The following is a 15,466-nucleotide window of genomic DNA, read 5'->3' as shown; positions in this document are numbered from 1 at the left end:
GCATGTCTTCGCCGATATGACCTACATCCTGTAGGCCTCCGAGCACGGTAGGTATAAAGTTAGATAGCCATCCAAATTCAAATATTATATAAGTTCTTCTTTAATAAGAAAAAGGCCCCCGAGGCAGTCGTTGCAACGCTCATGGAGACCTTTTCTTTATATCCTATGTATGGGAGGAGCAGTTTATTTCTTATTTAGAGCATCTCTTCTTCCCATTTCATAGGCTTCATCCATCACTTTCGTAAATAAATCCATAAAAATCGGCAGTTGATTAAGAGATACATCTATACCGACTGATTTAAGCCTTTCTTTCCCCTCCGGAAAGTACTTCATCGCAATATTCATAAATTCCATTTGTCGCTTACGACTCACATGACATACCCCCTTTTCGTTCTATTCGCTAGTTGCCTTTTGAAGGGAGCTTGTCGGTTTGAATATACGATTGAACATATGTCTGCATTTCTTTTACAAAATCTTCAGGCACGACTGAACTGAATTCTCCTAGTGTGATGGCCCCTTCCTTGAAATCGAAGTTATAGTTGCCGCTCTCTAATGTTCCATTGTTAAATTTTTCAGCAGCAAGTAAAAATAGCTGATCAACATGCTGAACAGTGCTGGTAAGCACAGTTTTAGCTCCTAAATCGTGCTGATCGGACACATAACCGATGACAAACAAACCATTTTCTTTAACTTTTTCAATAATCGGAACGTTGAATCCATCTCCTGCCGGATAAAATATATCAACACCATCTGCCCGCTGTTCCTCAAACTTTTGCAGACCACTGTCAATATCATTCCAATTACCTACAGCCGACACGTGTACGGTGACATTTTCATTTTGACATTTTGCTCCATCAATAAATCCTTGCACTTCCGGTTGCCAATCGAACGCCGGTATAATACCTATTTCACCGCTCTCGGTCATTTTAGCCGCAACCATGCCTCCGAAGTAGCCCATCGCATAACCGTCGAAACTTAGGCTTGTTGTGTTCTCTTCACTCGCCTCTCCATTAATGCTGACAAATTGGATGTGCGGATACTCATCGGCAATCTCAGAAAAATACTCAGCAAACTCATGCCCATTTCCAAATAATAATGTGACACCTGCTTGATCGAATTCTTTTACGGCATTCCTTACTGCCATGAGTGATTTAATATCTTCTTTAAAGTGAACATCGACATCATATTCCGATGCTATTTGCAACAGACCTCTGTATCCTTTTGTCCCCCAAACTTGATCATTGATCGTTTCAGACATTAACAATCCCACATTGCTAATGTTGCCCTCGTTATTATTGTTGCAGCCTGTCAAAATAAAAATTAAAAATATTGTTGCAATGCCTTTTAAATATATTGCTTTCATAAAAATTAATGATTCCTTTCTAAAACCGTTTACGGAGCATATTAAGCATTGCTTCATGCTCCTCCATCAACTTTATGCCTTCTACTAAACTAGTTTTTGCTTCTATTAATAAATCAGCCTCTATTTCACAATAATCCTGCTCGGCAAAAACTAAACCTCGTTCAGCAACATATAACTTCAGATCTTGCTGCCATTGTTCATTTTGCTTCCCTGCCACAATGATTTCACTCTTATTAATCGCCATAAGATCTTTCCAACTTCGCAAAAAATCATCTATATATATATATTTCGACATATTCTCTTTTAGTACCGTTTTTTCCTTCCTCATAATCTTCGTCATTGCATTAAAAGAAGGGAGCCACGGACCATATAACTCCGATACATACACATAGCGAACAGCATAATCTTGGTTCATTTTAATCCTCCATTCACTGAGAGTGCAATGAAAATGGTCCAGCACTTGTTCAGGAAGGAAAACAACAATTTCAGTTCTCTCCTTTTGTATCTTTTCTAAAAATAAGTCAAGATCGTCAATTATTTGCTGAAACTGATTTTCTGTATTAATAGGATTTTGCAGATAATCAAATAAACATATCAAAAGTTGCGCCTCAGATTCCGACGTCCATTGTTCGTCACAATACGAGAAATTTGCATTCCTTCCAATCATCAACTGTTTTTCTTCTGCCTGCATATCTTCCGGATCCCAATCATATCCCACTACCTCCTCACCATTTTCAAGCAGATAGCTGCAAATATGAAAACCTAAAAATCGATACACACCATAAACAACATTCTTCATTGTTATTCGTCCCCCATTAGTGTACCTTAAATACTTATTATAAGTAATGTATGCACACTTTTCATTTAAAGGACTGATTCATGCTGTTTAAAAAATCGAGTGGTTTCAAAAGTTACTTTATAGCGTTTTTCCGGAAATAAATACACTATCTCTGTTTCAGAGTTGTTTCTTCTTCTAAGATCCTGATAAAGGAGAAATTGCTTTTTCTTATCATTTCCCATTACATGTATGACTTTTAGCGGCACATTAAGAGGTGTCTGAGCATCTTCAAACTGTTCAGTTTTTTCTCCGAATGCTTTTGTTATTTCTTTCATAAACGGTTTAAAGTATATTTTATGATCTTTCTCATGCTCCCATTTTTCCTTCAATGATAAGCAAGGGTTTAGCAATACGACAGAGCGAATATACTCCTGCAAATGAGGAAGCAATTTCAAAGCCACAAGAGCTCCTTTTCCTTCCGCAAACAAATGTATTTTTTCATTAAGCGTTTCCGCCTTCATCACAATATGATACAAATCTTTCGCAAATTGAACCGCTCTTTCATTCCCCCAGTGCTCACCGTACAGATTGGAGGAAAAGCATGTATACCCATTTTTGCGCAATTGCTTCAGCAACTGGAAACGGCTCGGATGATGCAGCCAGTAACTATCTTGGTTTTGAACATAATGGTGATGGTCGCCAATTATAAAAACAGAAAATCCGCTAGGCTTCGTCGGGTAATAAACGATATTCCACTGCTCATCATATTGAAAGCTTCGTAACATCTTTAGACAATCCTTTCTTTAGTCCAACATTATTGCTACTATTTTTTCTATTATGTATATGATTTTGTTTTTAAAAGTTCAGTGATTAAGTCTATAAATGTGCGTCCAAATTCGCAAATGTTAAAATTGCTTCCTAACGCCAGCACTGCTTATCGCTCGTATAGTTCTGTACAGTTAGCTTATAATAAATATAGCATGAGTTTCCGTATGTAGTATTCTAAATTTTTTATAGTTAGAATACTCAGGAAAGAATGTGCTGTAACCAGGAAAAGATATTTCCTTCTTTCTAAAAAATATGATACTATGTTAAAAGTATTGATGAACATTCGAGGTGAATATCATGCGTTATATCGTTACCTTTGTTTGGGTGTTCCTTTTAATGCAAATGGTTACATATGTTGTCAGCTCAATGAATGGAGCAGCTTATGATTTTAATATCGGGTTAATTACTGCCGTTCCTGTGACAATCTTAATATGTTTACTTCCTTTGCTTATCCCAAATGAACCAGTGGATAATGGACATCATTAAGCAGGAAAAGAGGGTATGCTGAATAATTCAGCATACCCTCTTTTTTGTCACTGTTGATTTCCATGCGGTAATGGTTTTTCTTATTGTCTAACTTTACACCTGCCATGCTTGAGGCCTACAGGATGTAGGTCACAGCCGCAAAGACATGCGGCCATGGCGGCGAAGATATGCGGACGTAGCGTCCTTATTCGCTGTTCCTTTACTTACAAGCTGCTTCCGCATTTCGGTTCCCACATGTCTCCTTTTTCATTGAAGAGAAATCAAGTGGCAGATCCTATAATGAAAAAGGACCGGTGACGGTTTTCTATCTAATAGAAACGACTAGTTGGTTGTCTTTTACATCAATGGATGCTTTTCTGTTCTCAGACACACCATCGGCAATCAGCTGTCTTGCTAACGCTGTTTCAACGTGTTTTTGAATGTATCGTTTCAGCGGACGGGCACCAAATACCGGGTCATAAGCCGCATTTGCGATAAATCGTTTCGCTTCTTCGCTCAATGAAACAGTAATCGAACGCTGTTCAAGGCGTCGTTGCAGATCGCCTACTAAAATATCCACAATCTTAATGACTTCATTCAATGATAACGGCTTGAAAAGAACAATATCATCGACACGATTTAAAAATTCCGGACGGAAATGCATTTTCAATTCATTGAAGACGCGTTCTCTCGCTTCCTCTGTAATCGTGTCATCCTCCATTCCCTCCAGCAAATGAGCAGACCCAATATTCGAAGTCATAATGATGACTGTGTTTTTAAAGTCGACGACTCTGCCGTGCGAGTCAGTAATACGCCCATCATCCAATATTTGCAGCAGCAAGTTAAAGACGTCACGATGCGCTTTTTCCACTTCATCCAGCAAAATTACAGAGTACGGCTGTCTGCGAACAGCTTCTGTCAATTGACCGCCTTCCTCAAATCCTACATATCCCGGAGGAGCACCAATCAATCTGGATACAGAATGTTTCTCCATATACTCGGACATATCAATTCGAATCATATGGTCCTCACTGTCGAATAACGCTTCTGCCAATGCTTTTACGAGCTCTGTTTTACCGACGCCGGTCGGTCCCATAAAGATGAACGAACCAATCGGCTTGTTCGGATCTTTAATACCAGCTCGTGCTCTTATGACCGCATCCGCCACCAATTGCACCGCTTCATCCTGTCCGACAACTCGTTTATGGAGTACTTCTTCAAGACGAAGCAATTTTTCACGTTCTCCTTCTACCAGCCGTGTAACTGGAATTCCTGTCCAGCGCGATACAATTGAAGAAATTTCTTCTTCTGTTACTTCTTCGCGCAGCAGCTTGCCTTCATCCTTTTGATTTTCAACTTTTTCTTCTAGCTCCTTCAGCTCTTTTTCCAGTTGAGGAAGTTTACCGTACTTAAGCTCGGCCGCTTTATTTAAGTCATAGTTATTTTCTGCATCTTCAATTTCCCGTTTCAGCTTTTCTAAAGCTTCACGTTTTTCTTGCACTTTTTGCAATCCTGATTTTTCAAGTTCCCATTGTGAGCGCATGCTATTGGCACTTTCTCTTAAGTTCGCTAATTCTTCTTGAAGAGCCACCAATCGTTTTTTACTTGGTTCATCATTTTCTTTTTTCAAAGCTGCTTCTTCAATTTCCAGCTGCATTACTTTTCTTGTCAGCTCATCAAGTTCTGTCGGCATTGAATCAATTTCGGTACGAATCATCGCACATGCTTCATCGACTAAATCAATTGCCTTATCCGGCAAGAAACGGTCCGTAATATAGCGGTTAGACAAGGTAGCAGCCGCTACTAAAGCACGATCATGAATACGGACCCCATGATGGATTTCAAATCGTTCACGCAAACCGCGCAGGATTGAAATTGTATCTTCCACATCCGGCTCCTGAACAAGCACTTGCTGGAAGCGTCTTTCTAAAGCAGGATCCTTTTCTATATATTTGCGGTATTCATCCAAAGTTGTCGCACCGATACAGTGAAGCTCTCCTCGTGCAAGCATCGGTTTCAGCATATTGCCGGCATCCATCGCACCGTCTGTTCGTCCAGCACCGACAATCGTATGAATCTCATCAATGAATAACAGGATTTTCCCTTCACTTTTTTTCACTTCACTTAAAACAGCTTTCAGACGTTCCTCGAACTCACCGCGGAATTTTGCGCCGGCAATGAGCGAGCTCATATCAAGCGAAAAGATTGTTTTATCTTTCAATCCTTCCGGTACATCCTTACGTACAATCCGTTGAGCCAATCCTTCTACAATCGCTGTTTTACCGACACCAGGTTCCCCGATTAAAACCGGATTGTTTTTCGTTTTTCTCGATAAAATACGAATGACATTGCGAATTTCAGAGTCACGTCCAATTACCGGGTCAAGTTTTCCATTCTTTACTTCTTCTACTAGATCTCGACCATATTTCTTCAAGGCTTCATATGTATTCTCAGGATTTTGACTAGTCACCTTTTGATTCCCCCTTATTTGATTAATGGTTGCCAATATTGATTTTTCATTAATAGAAAATTTATTTTTTAACAGTTTAATTTCTTCCGATGAACTGGAAAAGAACGCTAAAATTAAATGCTCGACAGATAAATATTCATCTTCAAATTTCTCCGCAAGTTTTCGGGCTGCATCAAGAGCTGCCTGCAACGATTGCGACATATAAAGGTTTGTATTTCCCGATACTTGCGGCTGTTTATCGATAAAGTCATCAAGCGTTTGCTTAAAGGCTTGTACATCGATTTGTTGCTCTTCCAGTACCCTAAATAGCATGTAATCATCCTGCTCCATCATTGCAACTAAAAGATGGGCAATTCTAAGTTGCTGCTGTTCCTTACTTTGAGCCAACGATTGTCCGCCCATCAATACTTGTTGCACTCTTTCGGTCACCTTATTAAGATCCATTCCTTACTCCTCCTCTAACAGATCGATTGTTATGTAAAAGTTCGTTTGACCTTTTTTGACCTTTATTGATATTATACAACGGAATCAATTTATGTAAAGCAAAGTCTTTGTACTTTTACGCAATATTTACAGAAAATTGCGATTTACACAAAAGGCTGTGCCGCATCGTTTTTTTGCGGCACAACCCTTTTGTTAGGCTTGCTGTAAACTTGTCAGTTACTGCCACATATCACGGTTTGCGCTGATAGGTCCAAATGCGATTGTGGTTAGAAGATTCGGGAAAACGTTCCCCCGCTTTCAAATGAATCATCTTCGGATTGACAACATTGCTGCCGGTTTCTCCGATTTCAATGTAATAACCGTTATTCGGCGCTTTTTGTCCACTTTTAAAATGTCGACTTTGTCCCATATTCTTAACCTCCTTCTTCAGACAGTTTTATTATTCCCAGAGGCAAGATGAAATATTGTGTCGCTACATGTTTTTCCCTTCGTGCAGTCGGTTAAACAATAAGCGTTTTCTATTTTAATGCCATTATTCCGTTATAAATTATTTTGAAATAAATTTTACACAAAATAAACTTTACTTCCTATGTCATATTAGTGTTAAATGATTAAGTGAACTTTCACACAATGTTTTATACACTTTCACCTAGTTTTACTATGTTTAAACTATTCATTTAATAGAAAGCAAATCTAAATTAGACTAGTTTATTTTGAAAATTGGAGGGTATTTTGTGGAAGAAATTATTTTAGCACTAAAATATTTATTTTTAGGAATTGTGCAAGGTTTTACGGAACCAATTCCGGTTTCCTCTAGCGGACATCTTGTTTTAATTCAGCATTATTTAGGCATAGAAGTTTCCGGTATGAGCTTTGAACTTCTTGTTAACTCAGCTTCATTAATCGCCGTTCTGCTCATTTATCGCGAGGATATTTGGCGTCTAGCTCATAACGGCGTTCTTTATGTGACGAAAAAAGAGCAAAGTTATAAATCAGATTTCCGTTTTATTCTGTATTTAATCGTTGCAACGATTCCTGCTGCAATCATCGGTCTATTGTTTGAAGATTACATTGCCGATAAATTGAAAGGCGTTGTCACAATTGGAATCGCGCTAATTATTACAGGTATTGCACTATGGTCAATCCGAAACTTAAAAGGTCGTAAAAACGATAGTGATTTATCATTTAAAGATGCCCTTATAATTGGTCTTTCTCAAGCAGTAGCACTAATCCCGGGAATCAGCCGTTCAGGAGCGACAATCGTAACTGCAATGGCTTTAGGAACAAAGCAAGAGACAGCTCTTCGTTTCTCATTCCTTCTGTTCATCCCTGTAAGTTTAGGAGGAATGATTTTAAGCTTTACTGATATCTTTAATGATCCTCAGCTTGCTACTTTGGCATTGCCATATGCGTTAGCGTTCTTTGGTTCATTGATTATGTCTTATTTCTCTTTACGTTGGTTCATGAACATCATGGCAAAAGGAAACTTAATTTATTTCAGCATTTACTGCTTTATTGTCGGCGGATTTGTGCTGTTATTCCATTAGAAAAACCGTTACCGGTCCTTTTCATTTTTGGTTTCACTCCTTGATACCACTTCAATGAAAAAGGAGACATTTTAAAGAAAACGAGCAGCCTGAGGTAGGCTGCTCGTTTTGAATTTGTGCGCATTACTTTTTTCATGCCAACTGACTCTTCATTTACCTCTCTATCCCGCACAATTAATCCACATTTCTACAGAATCCGTCCACATTCGAAAATAATCAATCTACATTTTTAAATAATCGGTCTACATTTGCAATTAATCGGTCCAGATTCCGAAATAATCGATCCCATTCATAATTAATCAGTCCAACTCACCGCGCACAAGCTATGTGCTTTTTAAATTTTGCAAACAAAAAAATAAAATTACCGCCTGAGAAAGAACTTTCTCAGGCGGTATAAAAACGAGCAATCTCTTATGACAATAAGTCTACTAAAATAGCCTTCTGTGCATGAAGTCGGTTTCCTGCTTGATGGAAAACGACGGAGTTCGGTCCATCAATCACTTCAGTCGATACTTCCTCTTCACGATGAGCAGGCAAGCAATGCATAAACAAATAATCCGGTTTTGCCGCTTTAACAAGTTCGCTGTTCACTTGGAAACCTTCAAAGTCATTTAACCGTTTCTCATTTTCACTTTCTTGCCCCATACTCGTCCAAACATCGCTGTATACTACGTCAGCTTCCTTAACTGCCAAGTGAGGGTCGGTCACAATTTCAACTTTGCTGCCTGTAGCTGCAGCAATCTGCAATGTTTCGGCAACAATTTCATCACATGGCTCGTAACCTTCAGGAGTTGCGACCGAGATATCCATTCCCGCCAATGCACACGCATGAAGCAATGAATGAGCGACATTATTTCCGTCACCAATATAAGCAAGCTTTAATCCTTTTAATTCACCTTTCACTTCCTGAATGGTCAGCAAATCAGCTAAAGCTTGGCATGGGTGAACAGAATCTGTCAATCCATTGATGACCGGAATCGAACCTTCTTTAGCAAGCTCTTCTACTTTCTCATGTTCAAACGTACGGATCATAATGCCATTTACATATTCCGATAACACTTTTGCTGTATCGCTGATCGTTTCACCACGTCCGATTTGCAAGTCACGATCTGTCAGGAAAAGCGCGTGGCCTCCAAGTTGCAACATACCAACCTCGAATGAAACGCGAGTTCTTGTGGACGATTTCTCAAAAATCATCGCTAATGTTTTTCCCCTTAGCGGCGCATACGGCACACCTTCCGCATGCTTCTGCTTAATCTCTTTCGCCAACTCTAACAGCTGATACAATTGTTGGCTGTTCACATCCGTTACCGTCAAAAAGTCCTTCTTATCACTTATTTTCTTATATTCCGCAGTCTTCACTGTCATTGTGCAATTTCAACACCTTTCTTTTGCAGATGCAACCAATCTTGCAGCGAATTTACGCCCACTTCTTCGATGGATGCCCCTTGTAAATATGCTTTAAATGTCTCCACATTTGAAAATGTCAACAATCGGTATTTTGCTGCTTTTATACGGTCAACTTGTTCTTCGTCATCTATAGAAAGTAAGACCTTGCCTCGCTTGTCTTTTAAGTAACCTTCAAAATCATTTAAATTAGCTAAGCTCAAACCGGACTCTTGCAGTTGCTTTTGCAAAGCTTCATCTAATTTTACGGAAGGTGACACAAATACTTCCTTGCCGTTATGCTTAAGGCTTCGCTCTAAAAACAAGAATGCTTTTGCCAGCGCTTCTTCTTTCGTATGCCCGATGGCGATACCTTCACCGGTCGACTTCATTTCTGGACCAATTTTGCTGTCGAGACCGCTAAGAGCAAATGTCGAAAAGACAGGATATTTTACGACATAATACGGTATTTCCTTCATTAATCCCGTTTCTTCTACAAGTTCTGGCAATAAATATTTCCCGAGCAATATTTTTGTCGCAATTTGCACAAGCGGAACATTTGCCACCTTGCTAATAATAGGGATTGTTCTGCTAGCTCGCGGATTTACCTCAAGCACATACACATCTTCTCCGGAAATAACGTATTGAATATTCATTAAACCTTTATAGTCTAAATATTCAACAATTTTACCTGCATAATCGATTAGCTTCTCTTTCACGGAGTCGGAAAGTGTCTGTGATGGCAAATAGGCCATACTGTCTCCAGAGTGGACACCGGCTTTTTCGATATGTTCGGCAATGATTGGCACGCAAATGTTCGTTCCGTCAGCAGCCAAATCGACCTCTGCTTCCTTGCCAGGCAAATATTTATCTATCAAAATCGGATATACACTGTTTGTAATGCCAGCTTCAAGCGCTTGTTTGCTGTTATAGATACTCATTCCTGCGCCGCCGATGACATAGGAAGGACGAACAAGCACCGGAAAGCCGATTTCTTCAGCATACGCTACAAGCTCTTCCTCATTATTGGCAATCGCACCAGGTACATGCGGAATAGCCAAAGCTTCTAATACTTCATAGAAACGTTTACGATCTTCAAGCTGATCGACAATATCAAATGATGTACCAAGCAAATTCACGCCAGCCTTTTCTAGTCCGTCTGCCAAATTGATTGCTGTCTGTCCACCGAATTGCACAATGACATCTTGAACTTCTTCTGCCTCAATGACATTCAGCACATATTCGAGCGTTAACGGTTCGAAATATAATTTGTCAGCTGTAGCAAAATCTGTGCTGACTGTCTCCGGGTTATTATTAATCATAATGCTTTCAATATTTTCGTCTTGCAAAGCTTTTACGCTATGCACGGAACAATAATCGAATTCAATTCCTTGACCGATTCGGATCGGTCCGCTTCCGATAATAAGCACCTTTTTACGGTTAGATGGTGTTTGCTCGTTCTCTCCTTCATAGGAGCTGTAAAAATAGCTCGTTGAAGAAGAAAATTCAGCCGCGCATGTATCAACCATTTTATAAGAAGCAATGATGCCGAGCTCTTTTCGTTTCGTACGAACTTGATGCTCTTCTACTTGCCATTCATTCGCTAAAAAACGGTCCGAGAAGCCCATTTCTTTTAATGTTGCTAAAGTTTCCTGCGATACAGTTTCCAGCTTTTCTTCACTGATTGAATATTCAGCTGAAATTAGTGTCTGGAACACATTCAAGAAGAAATAATCAATCTTCGTCAGCTCATGAATAGCTTGCATAGAATACTTTCTTCTAAGTAACTCTAAAATGATGAAGAATCTTTCATCATTGCCAGCCTTCATTTGCTCAAGCAAATCCTCCGTTGCCACTTCTGCAAGACGAGGCAATTTCAAACCGTTCATCTTAATTTCTAGTGAAGCAACCGCCTTTTGGATGGCACTTTCAAGATTACGGTCTATTGCCATAACTTCTCCGGTTGCTTTCATTTGTGTGCCGAGTTTTCGGTTTGCTGATTTGAATTTATCAAATGGCCAGCGCGGAAACTTGACCACCACATAATCCAATGCCGGCTCAAAGCTAGCATATGTGCTTTTCGTTACCGGATTGATGATTTCGGAAAGCTGTAAGCCAACCGCTAATTTAGCAGCAATTCTCGCAATCGGGTAGCCCGTTGCCTTAGAAGCCAATGCAGAAGATCGACTCACACGCGGATTTACTTCAATCAAATAATATTGCTTGCTCTTCGGATCTAGTGCAAACTGAATATTACAGCCGCCGATAATACCTAAAGCAGAAATAATTTTAATACTCGCTCCTCTAAGCATTTGATAATCTTGATCAGTCAACGTTTGCGAAGGCGCTACAACGATGGAGTCGCCCGTGTGGATACCAACTGGATCGATATTTTCCATGTTACACACTGTAATGCAAGTACCAGAGCTGTCACGCATCACTTCATATTCAATTTCTTTGAATCCGGCAATGCTTCTTTCAATTAAGCATTGGCCGATCGGACTTTCTTGAAGACCGCCGCGGACAAGCTCATAAAATACTTCCGCACTTTCCGCGATGCCACCGCCTGTTCCACCTAATGTATAAGCCGGTCTGACTATAATCGGGAAACCGATTTTTTCGGAGAAAGCGACCGCTTCTTCAATTGTGTGGACAATCATGCTTTCTGGAACTGGTTCATTCAGATCAAACATTAATTGACGAAACAGTTCACGGTCTTCTCCTTTTTTGATGGAATCAATTGGTGTACCAAGCAATTGTACATTGTACTTATCTAGTACACCTGCTTCATCTAATTCATACGCTAAGTTTAAACCTGTTTGCCCGCCGAGTGTCGCCAGCAAGCCATCAGGACGTTCTTTCACAATGATTTTTTCAATTGTGTCTTTCGTAAGCGGCTCGAAATAAACGACATCCGCATTATTTTCATCTGTCATAATTGTGGCTGGATTATTGTTGACTAAAATGACTTTATAGCCTTCTTCGCGCAATGCGAGACACGCTTGCGTACCACCATAGTCGAATTCGGCAGCCTGGCCGATGACAATCGGACCGGAGCCGATTACTAAGATAGATTGTAATGTAGAATCTTTAGGCATACACTTTTTCTCTCCCGCTATTACTTTTTACGTTCTGTAGAAACTCATCAAAAATCACGCTGCTTTCAGCCGGACCCGGATTCGCTTCCGGATGGAATTGGGCTGTAAGAATTGGTAATTTTGCATGTTGCAGTCCTTCTACAGAACCATCATTTACTTGAAGAAAACGAACTTGCAAATCAGTTTGTTGCAAACTGCTCTCATCAACGACATAACTATGGTTTTGCGATGTCATAAAGACAGTTTTGTTTACAAGATCAGCTACCGGCTGATTTGCACCGCGATGGCCAAACAAAAGCTTCTTCGTTTTGCCTCCAAACGCTAATGCCACTAGCTGATGTCCTAAACAAATTCCCAATGTCGGATATGCAGATGCGACAGCACTAATATTATCAATTTGAGGAAGCAGCTCAACTGGATCTCCAGGTCCATTAGACAGAAGAATGCCATCCGGCTGCAGTGATGCAATTTTTTCATAAGACGTATTATATGGAACGACTGTCACTTTACAGCCTTTTTCAATCAAATAATTCACAATTGATTTTTTATAGCCAAAGTCCATTAACACAATATGGTGGCTACCGTTTCCGTGAACGGTAATTTCCTTTTGAGAAACAACCGGTACTGGTGCCTCATTGGCATGATTTATTTCAGCTAACTTCAAGTCAGCTTGATTTGTCAAACAAGCCTGCATTGATCCATTTGTCCGAATGCGTTTGACAATAGCACGCGTGTCAACATTTCCAAGCATTGGAATATTCCATTTATCCAAGTACTGAACAAGCGAAGAATTCGCATTGTAATGAGAGTGAGGCAAATCTCCTCTATGCACAATCACACCTGCTACGTGCGGCTTGCTGCTCTCAAAATCTTCATGGTTGATGCCGTAATTCCCGATTAAAGGATAGGTGAATACGACGATTTGATTTTTATATGAAGGGTCTGTTAATACTTCTTGGTAACCTGTCATTCCTGTAAAAAAGACAATCTCGCCTGTTACGTTCCCCTCTGGTTGCTCCGTTAGCCATTTCCCGGTAAAAACATCCCCATTTTCTAAATGTACATAGCTTTTCATACTCTCACCTCTCGCGATGAATATTTATTTAAAATACAGAATTTTTATTCAATGATAACCAAAAATATGCAGCCTACTTGGCTGTTTCAACTTGTTGCTTAATAATAGCAGTCAGTTTATCAACTGCAATTGTAATTTCCTCTTCTGTAACATTTAATGGTGGCAATAAACGAATGACATTTTGACCAGCCGGAAGAACAAGTAACGCCTGATTCTGAAGCTCTGCGATAATGGAAGCTGCCTTCACTTTATCTACTAAATCAATTCCGACCATCAATCCGACTGCGCGCACATCTTTAACGGTAACTTGATCTTTAAGCTTTTCTATCAGCTGTTTCTTCAAAAATTCTCCTTTTGTAGTAACTTCCTGCAAAAACGCTTCTTCAAATACTTCTTCTACTACTGCTAATGCAGCTGCTGTGCTGACAGGGTTGCCTCCAAAAGTCGAGCCGTGGCTTCCTGGTCCAAAATATTGAATTAATTCCTGTTTCCCAAGCATCGCTCCAATTGGCAATCCATTTCCTAACCCTTTTGCAACTGTCACAATGTCAGGCTGAATATCAAAATGCTGATATGCAAATGGCTTACCTGTTCTGCCTACTCCAGTTTGAATCTCGTCAATTATGATTAAAGCGCCTGTTTTCTTTGCAACTTCGTTAATTGTTGCAACAAAGGCCTCTGTTATTAAATTAATTCCGCCCTCGCCTTGAATAATTTCAACCATGATTGCCGCTGTTTGATCATCAACAGCATCCTGCAATTGTTCACTATTATTGAAATCTACATATGCAAATGAACTTAACATCGGTCCATATCCGATTCGAACCTTTTCTTGCCCTGTCGCTCCCATCGTCGCATACGTCCGGCCGTGGAATGAGCCATTGCATGTGATGACTTTACTTTTGCCTGTTGCTTTCTTTGCCAGTTTAATAGCCGCTTCATTCGCTTCTGCTCCACTGTTTGCAAAGAATGCTGCGCCCAAGCCTGTCACGTTGCTCAACTGCTCGGCCAATGCTTCCTGATTGGGTTGCTGAAACAGATTGCTAGTATGATAGTATTTTTGTAGTTGCTTTATAATTGCTGCTTCTACTTTCGGATGTCGATGCCCTAAACCAGTAACGCCAATTCCAGAAGTAAAATCTAAATATGTCGTTCCATCAGTCGCTGTCAGCCAACTGCCTTTACCATAATCAGGTGCAATATTCCATCTTGCATATGTCGGAAATACATGACTCATAATCCAATCCCTACTTTCTCTAAAAACGATGTGCCGACCCAACGGCCATTTTTAAAAAAGTGATCCTTGCCGCTAACAATCCGAACATGCTTAATTCCTGTTTCCATTGTCTTTAAAGCTGTCTTCACCTTCGGAATCATTCCGCCATAAATCACATTTGCTTCTATTAATTGCTCGGCAGCTTCTGCCGTCATTTGCTCTAATAAAACACCATTATTCAAAACGCCCTTCACATCCGTCACAAATACACAACTCTCAGCATTTAGCGCTTTAGCTACCGCTCCCGCTGCCATATCTGCATTGATATTCAATGTCTGACCGGTTTTCGATACAGCCAATGGCGTCAGGACAGGTATAAAACCAAGTGACATAACTTGCTGAATTAATTCGCTGTTTACGCTTGTAATCTCCCCGACTTCGCCTAAAGTATCCTGATCGATATAATCTCCCTCAAGAATGGCATCATTACCGTGAAGACCAATTGCTGGCAGTCCGTGATTTTTCAGCAAAGAAACAATATGACGATTCGTTTTACCGGAAAGTACAAGTTCAACAACTGAGAGCACATCCTTTGTTGTCTTTCTCAATCCGTTATGGAAGGATGGCTCGATTTGCAGTTTATGAAGCATTTCATCAATATCAGGTCCGCCGCCATGGACAAATGCAACGTGAAATCCTTCATCCTGCAAGTACTTAATGCTCGCAAAGAAAGGTTCCTCTAATTCATGGACGATGCTTCCGCCCAGCTTAATAAGAAGTACTTTCATTTGAATCC

Annotated in this window: 13 protein-coding genes; 2 read left to right on the top strand and 11 right to left on the bottom strand. The window is 40.1% G+C overall.

Going from position 1 to position 15,466, the window contains the following annotated elements; translation table 11 throughout:
* Positions 1 to 183: 183 nt before the first annotated feature.
* The 4 genes from IEO70_RS18540 to IEO70_RS18525 form a co-directional block, all read right to left on the bottom strand.
* Entirely contained in the window at positions 184 to 372 is a 189-nt protein-coding gene (locus IEO70_RS18540; protein ID WP_190999859.1) for a ComZ family protein, read from the bottom strand.
* Positions 373 to 400: 28 nt separating this feature from the next.
* Positions 401 to 1,363 (bottom strand): BMP family ABC transporter substrate-binding protein, encoded by a 963-nt coding sequence (locus tag IEO70_RS18535; protein ID WP_190999858.1) that lies wholly within the window; start codon positions 1,361 to 1,363, stop codon positions 401 to 403.
* Between the two features lie 19 nt (positions 1,364 to 1,382).
* Entirely contained in the window at positions 1,383 to 2,162 is a 780-nt protein-coding gene (locus IEO70_RS18530) for a hypothetical protein (RefSeq protein ID WP_190999857.1), read from the bottom strand.
* Positions 2,163 to 2,227: 65 nt separating this feature from the next.
* A complete protein-coding gene (locus tag IEO70_RS18525; RefSeq protein WP_190999856.1) occupies positions 2,228 to 2,926 on the bottom strand; it encodes an alpha/beta fold hydrolase in 699 nt (232 codons plus the stop codon).
* Between the two features lie 340 nt (positions 2,927 to 3,266).
* Between IEO70_RS18525 and IEO70_RS18520 the strand changes: the two genes are divergently transcribed.
* Positions 3,267 to 3,455 (top strand): YjzD family protein, encoded by a 189-nt coding sequence (locus tag IEO70_RS18520; protein WP_190999855.1) that lies wholly within the window; start codon positions 3,267 to 3,269, stop codon positions 3,453 to 3,455.
* 304 nt (positions 3,456 to 3,759) lie between these two features.
* Here the strand turns inward: IEO70_RS18520 and clpB are convergent, their stop codons facing one another.
* Together clpB and IEO70_RS18510 are read right to left on the bottom strand one after the other, a co-directional pair.
* Positions 3,760 to 6,348, bottom strand: a complete 2,589-nt coding sequence (clpB, locus tag IEO70_RS18515; protein WP_190999854.1) for an ATP-dependent chaperone ClpB — start codon at positions 6,346 to 6,348, stop codon at positions 3,760 to 3,762.
* Between the two features lie 229 nt (positions 6,349 to 6,577).
* Complete coding sequence (locus IEO70_RS18510; protein WP_190999853.1) at positions 6,578 to 6,757, bottom strand: YjzC family protein; 180 nt, start codon at positions 6,755 to 6,757, stop codon at positions 6,578 to 6,580.
* A gap of 325 nt (positions 6,758 to 7,082) precedes the next feature.
* On the opposite strand from IEO70_RS18510, the gene IEO70_RS18505 reads away from it, so the two are divergent.
* Complete coding sequence (locus IEO70_RS18505; RefSeq protein ID WP_190999852.1) at positions 7,083 to 7,895, top strand: undecaprenyl-diphosphate phosphatase; 813 nt, start codon at positions 7,083 to 7,085, stop codon at positions 7,893 to 7,895.
* A gap of 411 nt (positions 7,896 to 8,306) precedes the next feature.
* On the opposite strand, the gene argF is transcribed toward IEO70_RS18505, so the two are convergent.
* The 5 genes from argF to argB all read right to left on the bottom strand — a co-directional run bounded on the left by argF (position 8,307) and on the right by argB (position 15,458).
* Positions 8,307 to 9,263, bottom strand: a complete 957-nt coding sequence (gene argF, locus IEO70_RS18500) for an ornithine carbamoyltransferase (protein ID WP_190999851.1) — start codon at positions 9,261 to 9,263, stop codon at positions 8,307 to 8,309.
* Positions 9,260 to 12,379 (bottom strand): carbamoyl phosphate synthase large subunit, encoded by a 3,120-nt coding sequence (locus IEO70_RS18495; protein ID WP_190999850.1) that lies wholly within the window; start codon positions 12,377 to 12,379, stop codon positions 9,260 to 9,262. Before IEO70_RS18495 ends, argF begins: the two co-directional genes overlap by 4 nt.
* On the bottom strand, positions 12,372 to 13,454 hold the full coding sequence (locus tag IEO70_RS18490) for a carbamoyl phosphate synthase small subunit (RefSeq protein WP_190999849.1): 1,083 nt from the start codon (positions 13,452 to 13,454) through the stop codon (positions 12,372 to 12,374). The genes IEO70_RS18495 and IEO70_RS18490 overlap by 8 nt, the downstream gene beginning before the upstream one ends.
* 73 nt (positions 13,455 to 13,527) lie before the next feature.
* Positions 13,528 to 14,691 (bottom strand): acetylornithine transaminase, encoded by a 1,164-nt coding sequence (locus IEO70_RS18485; RefSeq protein ID WP_206711650.1) that lies wholly within the window; start codon positions 14,689 to 14,691, stop codon positions 13,528 to 13,530.
* The gene (gene argB / locus IEO70_RS18480) at positions 14,688 to 15,458 is read right to left on the bottom strand and encodes an acetylglutamate kinase (RefSeq protein WP_190999848.1); all 771 of its coding nucleotides are present in this window, start codon (positions 15,456 to 15,458) and stop codon (positions 14,688 to 14,690) included. Before argB ends, IEO70_RS18485 begins: the two co-directional genes overlap by 4 nt.
* Positions 15,459 to 15,466 lie beyond the last annotated feature (8 nt).

The organism is Peribacillus faecalis, from assembly GCF_014712675.1.
Taxonomy (GTDB): Bacteria; Bacillota; Bacilli; order Bacillales; family DSM-1321; genus Bacillus_AD; species Bacillus_AD faecalis.
Note: the sequence above shows the minus strand (reverse complement) of the source record. Positions and strands in the feature narration are given on the sequence as shown.